The organism is Haladaptatus sp. CMAA 1909, from assembly GCF_043952005.1.
GTDB lineage: Archaea > Halobacteriota > Halobacteria > Halobacteriales > Haladaptataceae > Haladaptatus.
This window is the reverse complement of sequence record NZ_JBIOAV010000002.1, coordinates 623838-638074: the sequence shown is the minus strand read 5'-3', so window position 1 is coordinate 638074 and position 14237 is coordinate 623838. Positions and strand designations below refer to the sequence as shown.

Genomic DNA, 14237 nt, shown 5'->3' with positions numbered 1-14237 from the left:
GGGTAGTATCTCTAACATTATTCACCTATCTTCCTGTTCATTGAATTCCTGCAAATCTTGCCAGAATCCTTCGAACTGATCAACCATTTGTTGTCGTATCTGGACATCTACAATGAACCCCCCGTTTTCAATTTCAAAGCACACTTTCTTAAGATCGGTTTTAAAGACTTGATACTGTGTTCCATCCTCCTTTTGCAGTTGTTTACGTAGTAAATCATAATCCACTAATTCATTAATGCGTCTATAGATTGTGGGAAGTGATGTTTCACACCGATCTGCGAGCTCTTGTGCCGACATTGGCTTTAAATCGGCGAGGACAAGTATCTGCCGTGCTTGGGCATTACCCAAGACTTCAAAGATATTGTCTGCCTCCCAATCCTTACTCACAGGTGGGCTCATTATTCGGGGATATAAATAAACAGCGATTCTGAAACTTTGCTTTTCGCGCGTGGTGTTGCACTCATCCCGCCACCTAATGTCCGAACAGTATTGCTCGCTATTATCTTACTCAACTCGGTTGCCCTGAATAGTTTTCAGTATAGAGATCATCAGAAACGAGAATTCGAATCCGCCGCTCAGTTCGTCGACCAAGGCTATTCGCCTGATGATTTGATTATCGTCGACAAACGAAAGTCATCATCACCATTTGGATATTACTTCGACCGAGCGGGCATGCCGACAGTCGGTGATATTACAGGGCCACTTCGTCCGGCGATTCGAAAACAAGTCAGGAATATCGACACGGTATGGGTCGTCTTTTCATCCTCGAAACGTCCACACCGACGGAAAGTACTTCGGGTCGTCCGACGGACACATGACCGTGCAGACATCAAACACTTTGCCGGTATCACCGAGTATCAATTTGTTGATAAAACAAAGCACAAAGCGTGATAGACGTTCTCCGCGACACTTCTTCGGATACCTCTTGGATAGACAAGGGTAGCCATCATGAACTAGAGGTAACGAACGACAAAGACACGATTGAGAGTCAGAACGGTCGAAAGCAACGTAAAGTGTGGTTGTCAATCGAAGCTCAAGCAATGATTAATCGTTTCATTCGAGATGTTGATCCCGGGAGAGGACAGTCCCCTAATTCAGAACACATATGGTTATTTTAATTGGCTCAAATTGAAAATTCGCTATTTTTTTGTCAGAGGAACCCCGACAAGGGATATGCGACGAGTAATTTCTGATTCTGTGTCTCAAGTGAAGCGACAAGTCAAAGCCGATCTCAAAGCCGATCCATTTCTTTCCTACATTCTTCTTTACTCATTCATACTCGCTGGATTCTGGATATGGCATCGTGTTCCAAATTTTGCGACTCGAGATGAACGTTGGCGTATTATCGACTCAATGGAAGCAGTTGGATTTTTTGCTGCTGATCCCAGTATAAAATCTCTCAAAAAAGGTGTTCTCTATGGAAAATCATTTGGTGCAACTTTTTATTTATATGGATTCGTTTTCCTTCCTATCTTCATATATGCGTTCATTACTGGGCAGCTGGACGTGTTTTCAGCTATCCCAAATCTCAGATCAGATAACTTGTTGATTCTCTGGAACCAAACGCCACGCTGGGTTTGGACATCAAGTATACTGCTTGCACGCTTTGTCAATGTCATACTTGCAGTCGGTTGTGTTTATGTCATGTATCGGATCGGAACAACGATGCGTGACCGTGCAACTGGTCGATTAGCGGCGATTTTACTCACTATTTCCTGGGGGTTTGTCGTTCTAGCACATGAAGCAGGAGAAGACATTCCAGCTCTGTTTTTCCTTTTGCTCGTATTCTACTTCGCTCTACAATATGTTAAAACAGGGAAGGAGAAAATCTTTTATTTAGGATGTGTCTGTGGGGGGGTTGCTATTACGTTCAAGCTCACTGCAAGTATTAGCATTCTGCTACTCGGAGTCGCATACCTCCTTCGAGCAAGAAGACCAGACACATCACTTCGAGCGGAACTTATGCGACCTCAACTTTTGCTCATTGGTGCGTTCCTCGGCTTTGTAACGATCTACGTTGGCTATCCTAGTGTATTAGTCGGTGGAATCGAAACGCTTACAAATTGGATACTGTTAAAATCGAACAATAAGGGATCAACATTTGGCTGGCGAGTTAAACCAAGTTGGTGGTGGATACTTCGTGGATATTTGAATGGATTTGGCTTACCCTTATTTATAGGAGTGATAACTGCCGCACTAGCGAGTATTTCTCAACTTCGAGAGCGATCTCTTGCAACAGATGGTATTATTTTATCGTTAGTAGGCATCACAACTGTTCTCGTCGTGCTTTCTCGATGGGCATATCTTCGTACCCACCATTTGTTGCCGACCTTTCCGTTACTCATTCTGATCCTCGCAGTGATGTTGATGCGGCTATATGATAGTAATCGGTCGCTTGCACGACCGCTCTTGCTTTTTTTAATCGTAACAAGCGGATTGTATGCTAGCGTCGGTGATCTTGGATATGCTAGCCAGCCACGAGATAATGCTACAAAATGGCTAGCATCACATGCTTCCGAAAATAGTACTGTTGAGATATATGTGAGTGACCCTCAAGAAGCGGCGATTCCACATGGAATGGCAGTGGATTGGCCGTACGATAGGGAAATGAAAATTAACGGAAAAAACCGGACACCCTCTTACACTAGATGGATATTATTGATGCCAAAACGATGTCCTACTTATATCGAACTAAGCTACAACACCGGAGTACTGTACCTCGCTTCAGATAACCACAGTGAGCACGCAAGACGGCTCTCTGATCCGAGATTGACAAAATATTATCGCGATTTATTAGCTGAAAACAAATACCCCTACAACATTACCCGCACATTTGGTCCACAACCTCGGTTCCTCAAAACACAAATCCCGCGATCACAATGGTGGGAACTTCTCCGAGTTGGCCTTTTTCCTCGAACGATTCAGTATGGTGATCCGCAAGACTTTGGAGTTGATCAATATATCGTGATTTTAAAGCGGACTGGGGGATGCAACGTATCACGGTGAGTGGTTCTCAATCCAGGTGCTAAATTGATGAACAGGTTCATGATCAAACTGACAATTGATCGGACAAGACTCATCTACTGAGTAGAGTTAATCAGTCTCGGTTTGGTTGCTCACCGAAGAACTTTTTTATTTTTGCATAGAGGTTTCCTATTGAGCAATTTAAGATGGATAAGGAGCCTTCACTAGAGGATGATTCGAATTCCCCTCAGATCGATCGTCGGTTGTTTATGGTCGGCGCCACCTCACTCGGTGCATCTGTCGCCCTACCAGGGTGTAGCTTCCTCTCTGGAAATGGCGACGTCTCACTCGACCCACACTTGCAGGACCCGTCCGAGGTCGGGACTGCCACCTCTCCAGACACCCGTCGCCATTGGCTTGGCCCTGAATTCTGGGGCAATCGTCTACAGGACTGGCGGTACAACCACGGCCGGATCGAGTGTCTCCGTGGTGAAGCGGGATACGAACTTCGAACCGTCGCTGCGCTTACCCGCGAAATCAGTCCCGGCAATAAACCAGGCCACCTCCGGGTAACGACCGGTATCTCTGGAAGCGATGACGGCGACGGATTTTCAGGTTTCCTTCTCGGTACCGGCACCTCCGATCTTGATTACCGTGCCGCAGCTCTCACTCAACGTAGCTCGGGTGTCGGCGGTGGCTTGCTCTGTACGTACGAGACCGACGGACACGTCCGGTTCAGAGACCACACGAATGAACGAACGCCGATAGCATACGAAACGCTCCCGATAACCAAGCAGGAGGGTCCCGCTCCCGAGCCGACATCCGATGACGAAATCCGACTTCTACTTGACATCTTACCGCAAGACGATGCGACATTCACCATCGTTCTCAAAGCCATCGATAAAGAAAGCGGGAGCCTTCGTGCAGCCGCACGATGTGATGGCATTTCCGAAGACGTACTGACTGGGGGCATCTCGTTCGTATCTTCCCCACTCCCAAAACAAGATGGGCCTCGATGGTGGTTCAAGGAGTTCACGACGAGTGGCGCCAAAATAGCTACGTTTCCCAAACGTACATTCGGTCCAATCGCGGGAACGCTCTTTTCTATCGATACGCGCAAGTCCCTGCTGAAACTCACGACCCAACTCCTCCCGGTTGGCAAATCGGCCCCCAACACGATTCGCTTTCAGTATCGTTCGACAAACAAGTCCACTATTTCCGAGTCATGGCACACGGAGCATGCTAAGGTCACAGAAGGCTACACGTCGTGCTTCCGTGTTGAGGATTGGGATACGACTCAACCCTGGGAGTATCGTGTGAACTACACGGATGAGACCGGAACAGATTGGCAGTATGAGGGGACGATTCCTGCCGATCCCAAAGCGAGTGAGGAAACGACGATTGCACTCTTCAGTTGCACGAGTGCGACAGGGCAGCGTCTCGACGAGTCCGCTCCTACAATGAATGCTGCAGGTACGGCGGTACTAGGCAGGTACACGCCGGCGAACATATACTTCCCCTATCCGGATCTTACGAAGAATGCCGGCTCACATGACCCTGATCTGTTGCTATTTGTTGGCGATCAGTTCTATGAACAAAGTCCAACGAGAAAGCCGAAAGACGACAACCCTAAGCTTGACTTTCTTTACCGATGGTTACTCTGGGTATGGTCATTCCGTACCCTCACGCGTGATACACCGACGATCATCTTGTCCGACGATCACGATGTCTATCAGCCAAATCTCTGGGGATCGGGTGGTGACACCGTGTCGAAGAACGAGGGTCGCCACGACGGAGGGTACACGCATTCACCCGAATTCGTCACGCTCGCTCAACGCATCCAGTGTAGTCACAATCCCGATCCGTATGATCCAACCCCGATTAATAACGGGATCAACGTCTATTATGGCTCATTCACGTATGGTGGGGTAAATTTCGCGCTGCTTACCGGCCGCAAATTCAAGGACGGACCGAGCGAAAGCAGATGGTTCTGGGAAGATAAGCAACTTATCGGTGATCGACAAGCTAAATTCTTAGCACAATGGGCCACCCGCGACGATGGGTTACCTCGGATTTGCGTGACTCAAACGATCTTCGCGAGTGCTCGCACGACACCGGACGGTGAATTGAAGGGATTCTATGATACGAATGGCTGGCCGAAGCAAGGACGAGATCGAGCGATCAAACTGCTTCGCGACGCGGGCGCGCTCATTGTAGCCGGAGATCAACATCTCCCCTCACTCGTGCGCCACGGGATCACCACTTTCACCGATGGACCTGTTCAGTTCACCGGGCCGGCAGGCGCCGCGGTCTATCCCCGGTGGTTTGAGCCAAACGGGGCGGGCTCCACCGATCTGAGTCAGGCGTATACCGGCGAGTTCACCGATCCGTTCGGAAACAAGTTCCAGATGTTGGCAGTCAAGAATCCGGATATTTCGAAGGCGGAATTCGACCAATACAATAGCGGGGATTTGTATGACCGGGAGCTGAGACCCGAGGGCTATGGAATTGTCAGAGCTGATCACGGCGTTGAGAAGTTCGTTATCGAATGCTGGCCCTGGTTCAAAAATCCAACAGCAGACGATGCCACACAATATCCGGGGTGGCCGTATCACCTTGCGTTTGACGAAACAAGTGGGGACTAACCAGTCTCCCTGCAAATCGCTTCAGATATTTGTAGTAGTTTTAATTTCTGATCTATTGTAAGCCCAGTCCACATTGATTTGGTTTTGTTCTACGTGGGATTTTGATATAGCGATCTGAGATGATAAATCATCTACTATCACTCCGATTAAATTACGGGTAAGTCGGCCACCAACAATTTTAATTTCGGACGAGTTCCAAACAGTAACTCCCTCTGCGTTCAGCCAGGCATCAACATTTTGAACAGTTACCTGGGACGCATTCACTATATGCACTCCTCGATTCCAACGCCTGATCCGTACCGAGTTGACCGAGACATCTGTGATTCCCATCCGGTTTTGAATAAGAATCGCTGTTGAATCAGTCACACCTCTTCTAATAATGATATGATCTCTTCTGTTGAGAGTGACATGGCTTGCATTAATAGTGATACAACTTTTTGCTAATTGCCCACCTTGGATATCTTGTGTAATATGGTACGTTCCGGGGCTGGAGATCATACGACAATGTTTTACTGGTTGTGATTGTCTAATTGATAAATCGTTCCCGCTAGAAGGGTCCTAGAAAGCCAAGATAATTCCTACGCAGAGTACAATACCAAGTAGAAATAAAATAACGACTCTTCGTCTCGTTAATCGATAACGCGAGGAGACCATCAAGAGTGAATGTGGTGCTGACCAATATAAATCAACTACATTCTGCTCAGGTTTGTTGATAGCATTCGTATCAGAATTATATAATACAATGATATTTAGATGAAGAAAATATTGACAACGAAGTCAATATCGACTGAATCGCTGTTACATAGATGATTAGGAGATCTCATGACTAATGAATTCATTTAAAAAAGAGATGTATCACTCATGGCAGCCATCCGATCGAATATTCTCCGTTCTGCGTCACTAAACAAGAGTTTCCTAGACATCGCTTTGGTTGCACGTGTGTCATCGAGACTCCGTACCGAACCATTTCATCAAAAGCACCATTTGCTACTCCTCGCTTATCGAAACGCGCTATATGACAATCCCGTTTGTTTAGAATAAGAATGCCTTACCGAAGTTTTGATTTTTGGGTCAAGTTTCAATAACTGAAAAATGCTTGCTTTACATAACTACATCTGTAATGAGTCTACTGATCCGCGATATTAAGCTTGGAATTCAACGATCAAAACATAACTCAAACTATACTAATTAGTTTGCTGCTGGTTTTTTCGGATTGTGAAAATACGCTCTACGTGTTGTCCAGCCGCTTTGGAACTGAGCTAAACACCGTATATTCACCATGTATTAAATGAATAGTTAAATGGTAGCACTCAATTAACAAACATGGAGTTCTCGGACTCTGATGTTATGGATAATAAAGAACCGCTCACAGTCCTATCTGGCTCGTTATCGCTCACAGTATCCCCGAGGGATAAGCCTTGATCGTTCTGCGACAGTAGCATTCTCAACGGTCTCTGATAATGTGCTTAGATAATGTGTTTTCCAGGTGGGAATTAGTTCATGAACATTCTGTTGTGTTGAATAGATGGACAACGGTGAGATAGACCGTTAAAATCAGTAAGAACGATGCTGGGGAAGTTGGTTATGGTTGGGAGTCTGTCTCCATGACATGGCTCTTTTTGAAGATATTTCCCTCCGAATTATTTCCAAGTTGAATGTCGAGAATAGGGAGAATTGCGGTAAATCCTATACGGGATGAGAACGTTGTGTCGCTATGCAAAGGAAGGAGCGGAGAGTAATCATTGTAATTATTGTAATTTCTCTCTCCGCTTGCGTCGGGATTCAAGCGACACCATCGATATCTGGCTACCTAAATACACAGAAAATCAACTCCTGTACAACAATCGATAAGCCCGGACGATATGAGCTTACAACAGATATCACAAATGGTGGAGGAACTGGCATTTCACAAAGCTGTATTGAAATCCGATCCGGAAACGTCGTACTAGATGGGAATGGACATACCATTGACGGACGGGGAAATAGTCATACGACCGCAATTCAGATAAATACAGCCAGCATCAATGATGTACAGATCTCTAATGTGAAGGTTACTAATTGGCATGAAGGTATAGCATTTCAACATGGTTCTATTGGTGAAATCCACAATGTCTCGGCGTCATCAAACGTTTATGGAATCTCAATCGAGGATTCCCACCTGATAGTAACCACAGACAGTAGGATGGAAAATAATCTGGTTGGAATCAAAAGCAGTGACAACAGTCTCCATCTCAAGTTGTGGGGAAATACGATCACTCATAATAACGTCGATCGAATCTGATTCACTGAATGAGATTTTCTCTTCTTCGACTATTTAACTTCGTGGATGCTTGATCGAACTAGCCCAATCGGGCCATTCCTTACGCTCAACGCCGTAAAACGTACGATTTCCCGACATTGCCTTGAGTTCTCTTGCATCCTGTAGACTCCAGACGGCACCGTCTTCATAAAACAGCCCATTGAGAACGCCTTTCCGACGCATCGGCAATGTGTATGCTGGTTTTAACATCAATGACCAAAAGAAATTGCCAACACTGTATTTTCGGATGAGTGGAGCTAGTGATGAGTAGTTTGGATACCATTCTTTCACCTTTTGATTTGAACCTCTCCACCCAAACGATGCGACCTTTTGCCACTCGGTCAACCAAATCGGCTTCTCGAGTTTCGAAGACAATTCTCGATGATTCTGCAACAAATCTTTGAATATCCGTTTGCTCGAAGGATAATTATAATGGAATTGTAGTATGTCGCTTCCCCAATCGAGATAGTCCACACTGTTAATAAGGCTCGTTGCACCGACAGTTAATGGGATAGAAGCACGGTTGCGTGAGAGAGTTCGAAACATATCCTTTGCAAATCTCTTAACGTCTTTGCGCCATCCCGGTTCGTTCATTATCTCGATCGCTAATAATCGCTCGTCGTTTCGATAACGGTTCATGAACCACTGAACAAATCGACGGGGTTTCGTCCATTGATTTGGATTTTTGACAACGGTTAGCGATGGTGAGCGGACGGGTGGTGCTGTATGTGGATTAGTATCTATCAAATTTTCATGAGTGGGTTTTGTACCAACATTCTCAAACAGGCTAAATAGCACTTTGATATTCTTGTCTGATGCAGCCGTAAGAAAATGGTTAATCGCCTTCTCATGTGCTTGTGGATTCTCAAGCCAGAATTCGTAATTCACCCAGGTTCGAATCGCATTTAAATCTAGACGAGCTGCATACCCAAGATCACGTTCGATTATTTCTGGTGAGTAATTGGCCCACATTTGATAGAAGTTAAAATCACGACTTGGAAGATACAGAGCACCTCTGATATCAACTGGCGGTTTATCCTCAGTAGTCAAGGTGCCACCGATCCCACTAGAGCTAGTAGAAATTCCGATTCCTACTGCACTACCTGTACGAATGAATTGCCGTCGAGTAATAGTCATTGATGGTTACTTTTCGATAAGTCTGCGGGTTTTGTAAACGTACAGGCCATCCGTGTTATCCAAGTTAGAGGTATCCAACGAATAGCTAGTGGAGTAGATTCAAAAACTCTGGGTATTTCGTCGTCATGCAGCAATTTGTTCTTGTGTCTCTGCGAGATTTGTTTCGCACTGACGGAATTGTAACGAAGGATAACGTTCCCGCGAATGTTACTATTATCGCGAGGAGCACAATAATTACCGATTTAAACATCTAAAAATACAGGACAAGAGTACAGGTGTTTTCATCAGTGAACAGTTCTCTCATCTCACCTAATACTCTTTATTGCTCGAAAATCATCTTTCATATTTTATCTTATTATTGAAAATTAAAATTGGAATATATTCATAAATGGAATCGACGACAGTATTTGCTGTTCTATAGCACTCGTGATTAAGATTCGGTTTGAGATGCACTTGATCGCACTCAATTGCCCTTGCAATTCCTCACGAAGTACCAATTCTCCCGGTCTTTGGACGCGAACGGCGACCGTCTGGACGTGTACATTGGCCAGTCCTCTTCAGGATCATCACATACTGGTCCACGCCGAAGTCCTGCGTGTCTCCGTACTGGATGGTTCGCGGAAAAAGTCCGGTCCGGAGCATGTCCCACCAGAGCGGACGGGGCTTGTCCGTATCGAGGAATCGTGGACGGGGACCAAACGTGGCAGCGACCTCGTAGGGATACTTGTCTTCGGCCAACAGGTGGCGGTAGTAACTCTCAACCCGTGGGCTGGAGAAAATCTTTGCCCGTTGGCTATGGTTGTCGGGCGCGAGGTGTAGTACTCCGACTGGATAGTTGAGCTCGATGTACGTGGGACATCGCTCGGGCATAGCGAGCGTCCACTTCCTGACGCCGAGGGTTCGCGTCTTCCCTCCGATCGTCATCGTTCGATTTCTCGGCTGGTAGACGTCCATCCCGTGGGGAACTGCGGCATCCTGCGGATCCATCGAGTATGTCTCGACGGTCGCGTTCTCCGTGGCGTGCGACGATAGCCACGACATTGCTTGGTCTCGGGGCTGGGTCGCGTACCCGAGATCGCCCATGCCGGCGTACACACCGCTCGTCATTAGAAGGACCACGATGAGCGGCCGCGCGAGCGATCGGTTACTGTCGTAGAGGCGCGCCAGGACCACTGCGAGGACGATGATGAGGAACGCGAACGTCGGGAAGAGGTGGTGAGCACGAATGTAGGCCCAGCGACTATAGACGACGAGGTACGTCGCCGTTCCCGCGAGCGCCAGCAGTACCCCGTTCGATGCCGTCGACCGCTCGCGCAGAAGCGGGAGGCTCGCCCCGATGCCGCCAAGTGCCCCGAGGAAGAGCGGCAGTCCGAGGCCGTGGAGATATCCACGCAGGATCCACCACCAACTTGGGGCGATCAGCCAACCGAACGACTGTCCCTTGTTTGTTGTTCCTCTGTGCACTCGGTCTATAATCACCTCGATCCCGCCGGCAAACGTGCTCGGGAACCCGACGACTATCATTGTCGCGCCGAGCACGGCGCCGAGGACGAGAAGTCGCGGCCGCACAAGCGCTTCCTGTGGCGTCGTCTTGGGGTTCCGTGCGTACAGGAGGTAGGCGAGCCCGAGCAAGACGATACTGACACCCGCGGTGAGCTTGAACGCGATTGCGATCCCACTGCAGACGCAGCCCGCGTAGAATAGCGACTCCTCGCCTGTCTCGGAGTAACGGAGGGCAAAGTAGACGACCAGCAGCAGGAAGAACAGTGCCGGGATGTCCTCGCCGGCCTCGTGTGCCAAAATGAGGAATTCCCACGTCAGCGACAGCAGAATCGCCGCTAGTCGCCCGGTCGCGCGGTCTCGCATTGTCGTTCCAATCCGGTACATCACATAGATGCAGCCGACCGCCAGCAGGACGTTGATCAATCGCGACGAGAGAACGATCGCGGTCCAGACCCATGCAGGCGTACGGTTCCAATGCGCCCAGAGGTCGACTTTCATCCCCGAGGGCGGTCTGAGAATGCCCATGAATGCGTCAAGCTGACCGGTCAGAAACGCGAACGCGATCACGGGAATGAGGGTGATTCCATAGAGGTATAACGTCGCTCCGTAGGGACGCCAGTGTTCGAGTCCCCTCCGTAGGGACTCGACGCTGGGGTCCTTATGGAAGAACACCAGCACCTCCAGCGGATCGACAACGCGCCAGCGCTCGTCGCGGGTCGCGAAGTTCGGGACGTGATGCCAGATCCAGAATCCGGCGAGGATGAACGCGAAGAGGAGGATGTATGTGAGGTACGGGTCAGCTTCGAGATCGTCGCGGATCTGTCGTTTTATCGGATTCAGGACGCCAGCGATAGCTCGCCGCATGCTGGTTTATTGGAGGAGGGTGATAAAAGCGTGGCGAGTTGGTCGCCGGACGGTGAGACGGTTTCCACTGACCCGTTACCGGATCCAGGTGACGAGGATCGTTCGGATGAGGCCGACCGCGTACCCAAGCTTCGGCTTTTTTGTCTCACCGGTCTCACGACGGGCGATGGTGACAGGGATCTCTTCGATGCGGAGGCCGTTCTTACGAGCCTCGATGAGCAGCTCAGGTGCGCTGAATCGCATTTCAGTTAGGCGCAGCTCGTCGAGCATTGGGCCGCGGATCGCCCGGAACCCGTTCGTACAGTCGGTGATCTCCATCTTCGCGATCGCGTTAATCAACGCGGTGAACACTTTGATCCCCGATTGTCGAGCGATACCATTGCCTGATTGATCAGAGCCGATGTATCGAGATCCGACGACGTAGTCCGCTCGGTTTTCGAGGATCGGCGCGACGAGATCTTCGAGCTGGTCGACCGGGTGTTGCCCGTCAGCGTCCATCGTCACGACCATGTCCGCGCCATTCCGTCGAGCGATCTCGAACCCCGTCTTGAGTGCGCCACCCTGTCCCTGATTGATCGGGTGTTCGACCACAATCGCGTCGGTTGAGTCAGTTCGATCGTAGGTGTCGTCGGTCGAACCATCGGAGACGACCAGGGGTTCAACCGCGTAACCGCGGATTGACTTCGGGAGCGAACTGACGACGCCCCGGATGCTCCCAGCTTCGTTGTACGCGGGGATCACGACGAAGATCCGCCGCTCGTCGGTACCGGCATCGATCGTCGCTTGTTCGATAGTGAGGCTCCGCGAGAGGCCAGCCACCTGCAATTGGTTCGACCGGGTCCGCGCGAACAGGTAGAGCACCAGGGCAATCAGCGCCACGTTCACGACCAGCGCGATCGTCAGAGGTCGGCTCTGAATGTCTAGAAGCGATCCGATACGGACGAATACGTCTGGAAACAGGGCGATAGTGAACACGCCCAGCGAAAGCAGGATCGCGACGCCGAACTCAGCCCGCGAGAAGCTCGTCCGGTAGCGCTCGAACCCCCACAGGAAGATGGTGAGTGCAACGATCACCAGCGCGATGGTGAGCGTCGGACTGTCAAGACCGGTCAACTGCAGGATCGTCGAAGTTAGCACCACAGTTTCAGCTAACTGACTGCTTTGCGAGAACGATAATTATACGTTATGGTTTCCGGCGACACTACTAGGGGTCGCGGGTGCCGGTGACAGCAATCGGTCATTGTTGCGTTTTTGCTGCTTCGTCGCAATCACCAGTTCCCGTAGAGATAATCCGAGGAGGATGATCATCACGGTGTGAAATGAACTCTAGGCGCCTTTACATTTACCGGTATTATAATGAAATCAGAAAGACTCGGTTCAATTGAGACTTTCACCTGTCTTCAAACGAAGAAATCCCGAGTGGCAGAGTGACGAGGGATTCGAGTTCGTCACCGTCAGATCGGTCGTCGAGGGCTGTTAAAACCAACATCATTGAGAGTTGACATATCTATTTCGGGAGCAGAAGTGGCTCATCCGGAGTCGACATAGCCCAGTTCGCGGAGCCGCTGTTCTATCTCCTCGGTCGCTTCGGCCCGCTTGGCCTTAGTCCGCCACCCACCACTGTCGAGCGTTACATCCGCGTCTCGGGCTATCAGCGTTCCGAGGTCGCTCCTGACGGCAACTGTCGCTTTTTCGTGCCATGGGGCGACTGTGATCATCGTCTCTGAACCACCCTTAGAGAGGGAGATCCCATGCCACCCCTCTGGCGGTTCGGCCCCGACGCTCTCGACCAGCGTGGGCGCCACGTCGAGCAGGCTCATCCGATCGCGGTCACCGGCGCTGCAGGATATATCGGGAGCCGCGTCCTGTACCACCTCACGGTGGCCCACCCCGACTGGACGGTGAACGCGATGGACAATTTCTGGCTCGGCGATGTTCGGCAGGTCGGAGACGTCAAGATCGAACATGTGGACCTGCGCGACCGCGGTCACCTGGAGTCATTTCTCAACGGCGCGGACGTCGTCCTCCACCTTGCTGCGATTACCGGCGTTCAGGACTGCGAGGAGCGTCAAGACCTTGCCTACGAGGTGAACGTCGGCGGGACGAACAACATCGCCTGGTTCTGTCGCAAGACCGGCGCCGCACTCGTCTTTCCATTCAGCGTGGCCGTCCTCGGCGATCCCATTGAATTTCCAATCACGGTCGAACACCCGCGCGAACCACTGAACTGGTACGGTCGGACGAAGCTCATTGGCGAACACACTATCGCTGACATGGCCGACGGTGCCTTCCCAGCTCACTGCTATCTAAAGTCAAATCTCTACGGCGAACACCAGGTCAACGGGCGAACCGTCTCCAAGGGAACTGTTATCAATTTCTTCGTCAATCGTGTGTCCGAGGGTCGAGAGCTGACTGTGTACGAACCGGGGACGCAGTCGCGGAACTACGTTCACGTCGACGACGTGGCCCAAGCGTACGTGAAGAGCGCAGAACGGTTGCTCGACAACCTCGATCACGGGAAGACAGGTGCTGATGGGTACGAGATCGCCGGCAATGAGGACATGAGCGTCACAGAGATCGCGAAACTTGTCCGGTCGATCGCCGCCGAGGAAACCAACCGAGATGTCGGAATTTCGCTTGTCGAGAACCCCCGACCCGACGAGACGTTTGTTGAGAACTTTGCTGTCGACACGGCCCGTGCCTGCCATGAGCTAGGTTGGCGTCCCGAGCAATCCGTCGCCGAGAGCGTCCGTTCGCTCCTGCGTGCCAAGTGTCTCTCATAAAAACCCACAAACATGGATATAGGCAAGGAGGGTGGCAATCCG

Annotated in this window: 11 protein-coding genes; 5 read left to right on the top strand and 6 right to left on the bottom strand. The window is 50.0% G+C overall.

Translation table 11 applies throughout. From position 1 onward, the window contains the following. Positions 1 to 21 precede the first annotated feature (21 nt). Positions 22 to 387: an ArsR/SmtB family transcription factor gene (locus tag ACGYLY_RS21095; RefSeq protein WP_395284581.1), complete on the bottom strand. Its 366-nt coding sequence runs from the start codon at positions 385 to 387 to the stop codon at positions 22 to 24. 102 nt (positions 388 to 489) lie between these two features. Here ACGYLY_RS21095 and ACGYLY_RS21090 point away from each other — a divergent pair, with 102 nt between their 5' ends. The 3 genes from ACGYLY_RS21090 to ACGYLY_RS21080 all read left to right on the top strand — a co-directional run bounded on the left by ACGYLY_RS21090 (position 490) and on the right by ACGYLY_RS21080 (position 5609). Next, positions 490 to 891, top strand: a complete 402-nt coding sequence (locus tag ACGYLY_RS21090; RefSeq protein ID WP_395284582.1) for a hypothetical protein — start codon at positions 490 to 492, stop codon at positions 889 to 891. Between the two features lie 282 nt (positions 892 to 1173). Further along, positions 1174 to 3006 (top strand): ArnT family glycosyltransferase, encoded by a 1833-nt coding sequence (locus tag ACGYLY_RS21085; protein WP_395284583.1) that lies wholly within the window; start codon positions 1174 to 1176, stop codon positions 3004 to 3006. A 164-nt stretch (positions 3007 to 3170) separates the two neighbouring features. Beyond that, complete coding sequence (locus ACGYLY_RS21080) at positions 3171 to 5609, top strand: alkaline phosphatase D family protein (RefSeq protein WP_395284584.1); 2439 nt, start codon at positions 3171 to 3173, stop codon at positions 5607 to 5609. Positions 5610 to 5630: 21 nt separating this feature from the next. Here the strand turns inward: ACGYLY_RS21080 and ACGYLY_RS21075 are convergent, their stop codons facing one another. Then, positions 5631 to 6107, bottom strand: coding sequence for a hypothetical protein (locus ACGYLY_RS21075; protein ID WP_395284585.1), 477 nt, complete (start codon positions 6105 to 6107; stop codon positions 5631 to 5633). Positions 6108 to 7323: 1216 nt separating this feature from the next. Here ACGYLY_RS21075 and ACGYLY_RS21070 point away from each other — a divergent pair. Beyond that, positions 7324 to 7890, top strand: coding sequence for a NosD domain-containing protein (locus ACGYLY_RS21070; protein WP_395284586.1), 567 nt, complete (start codon positions 7324 to 7326; stop codon positions 7888 to 7890). A 33-nt stretch (positions 7891 to 7923) separates the two neighbouring features. Here ACGYLY_RS21070 and ACGYLY_RS21065 read toward each other — a convergent pair whose 3' ends face one another. From ACGYLY_RS21065 to ACGYLY_RS21050, 4 genes are all read right to left on the bottom strand, one after another. Beyond that, entirely contained in the window at positions 7924 to 8958 is a 1035-nt protein-coding gene (locus ACGYLY_RS21065) for a glycoside hydrolase (RefSeq protein ID WP_395284587.1), read from the bottom strand. Positions 8959 to 9528: 570 nt separating this feature from the next. Further along, positions 9529 to 11412 carry an ArnT family glycosyltransferase gene (locus ACGYLY_RS21060; RefSeq protein WP_395284588.1) on the bottom strand — a complete coding sequence of 628 codons (1884 nt, stop codon included), beginning with the start codon at positions 11410 to 11412 and terminating at the stop codon, positions 9529 to 9531. Between the two features lie 75 nt (positions 11413 to 11487). Beyond that, positions 11488 to 12525, bottom strand: a complete 1038-nt coding sequence (locus ACGYLY_RS21055) for a DUF2304 family protein (RefSeq protein ID WP_395284589.1) — start codon at positions 12523 to 12525, stop codon at positions 11488 to 11490. Between the two features lie 416 nt (positions 12526 to 12941). Further along, positions 12942 to 13130, bottom strand: a complete 189-nt coding sequence (locus tag ACGYLY_RS21050; protein WP_395284590.1) for a hypothetical protein — start codon at positions 13128 to 13130, stop codon at positions 12942 to 12944. A gap of 33 nt (positions 13131 to 13163) precedes the next feature. Here ACGYLY_RS21050 and ACGYLY_RS21045 point away from each other — a divergent pair, with 33 nt between their 5' ends. Then, positions 13164 to 14195 carry an NAD-dependent epimerase/dehydratase family protein gene (locus tag ACGYLY_RS21045; protein ID WP_395284591.1) on the top strand — a complete coding sequence of 344 codons (1032 nt, stop codon included), beginning with the start codon at positions 13164 to 13166 and terminating at the stop codon, positions 14193 to 14195. Positions 14196 to 14237: the final 42 nt, after the last annotated feature.

What these genes read in the sequence shown, in the direction of transcription:
- ACGYLY_RS21085 (WP_395284583.1), top strand. Translation starts at nt 1,174, where the DNA reads ATGCGACGAGTAATTTCTGATTCTGTGTCTCAAGTGAAGCGACAAGTC.
- ACGYLY_RS21080 (WP_395284584.1), top strand. Translation starts at nt 3,171, where the DNA reads ATGGATAAGGAGCCTTCACTAGAGGATGATTCGAATTCCCCTCAGATC.
- ACGYLY_RS21075 (WP_395284585.1), bottom strand. Translation starts at nt 6,107, where the DNA reads ATGATCTCCAGCCCCGGAACGTACCATATTACACAAGATATCCAAGGT.
- ACGYLY_RS21070 (WP_395284586.1), top strand. Translation starts at nt 7,324, where the DNA reads ATGCAAAGGAAGGAGCGGAGAGTAATCATTGTAATTATTGTAATTTCT.
- ACGYLY_RS21060 (WP_395284588.1), bottom strand. Translation starts at nt 11,412, where the DNA reads ATGCGGCGAGCTATCGCTGGCGTCCTGAATCCGATAAAACGACAGATC.
- ACGYLY_RS21050 (WP_395284590.1), bottom strand. Translation starts at nt 13,130, where the DNA reads ATGATCACAGTCGCCCCATGGCACGAAAAAGCGACAGTTGCCGTCAGG.
- ACGYLY_RS21045 (WP_395284591.1), top strand. Translation starts at nt 13,164, where the DNA reads ATGCCACCCCTCTGGCGGTTCGGCCCCGACGCTCTCGACCAGCGTGGG.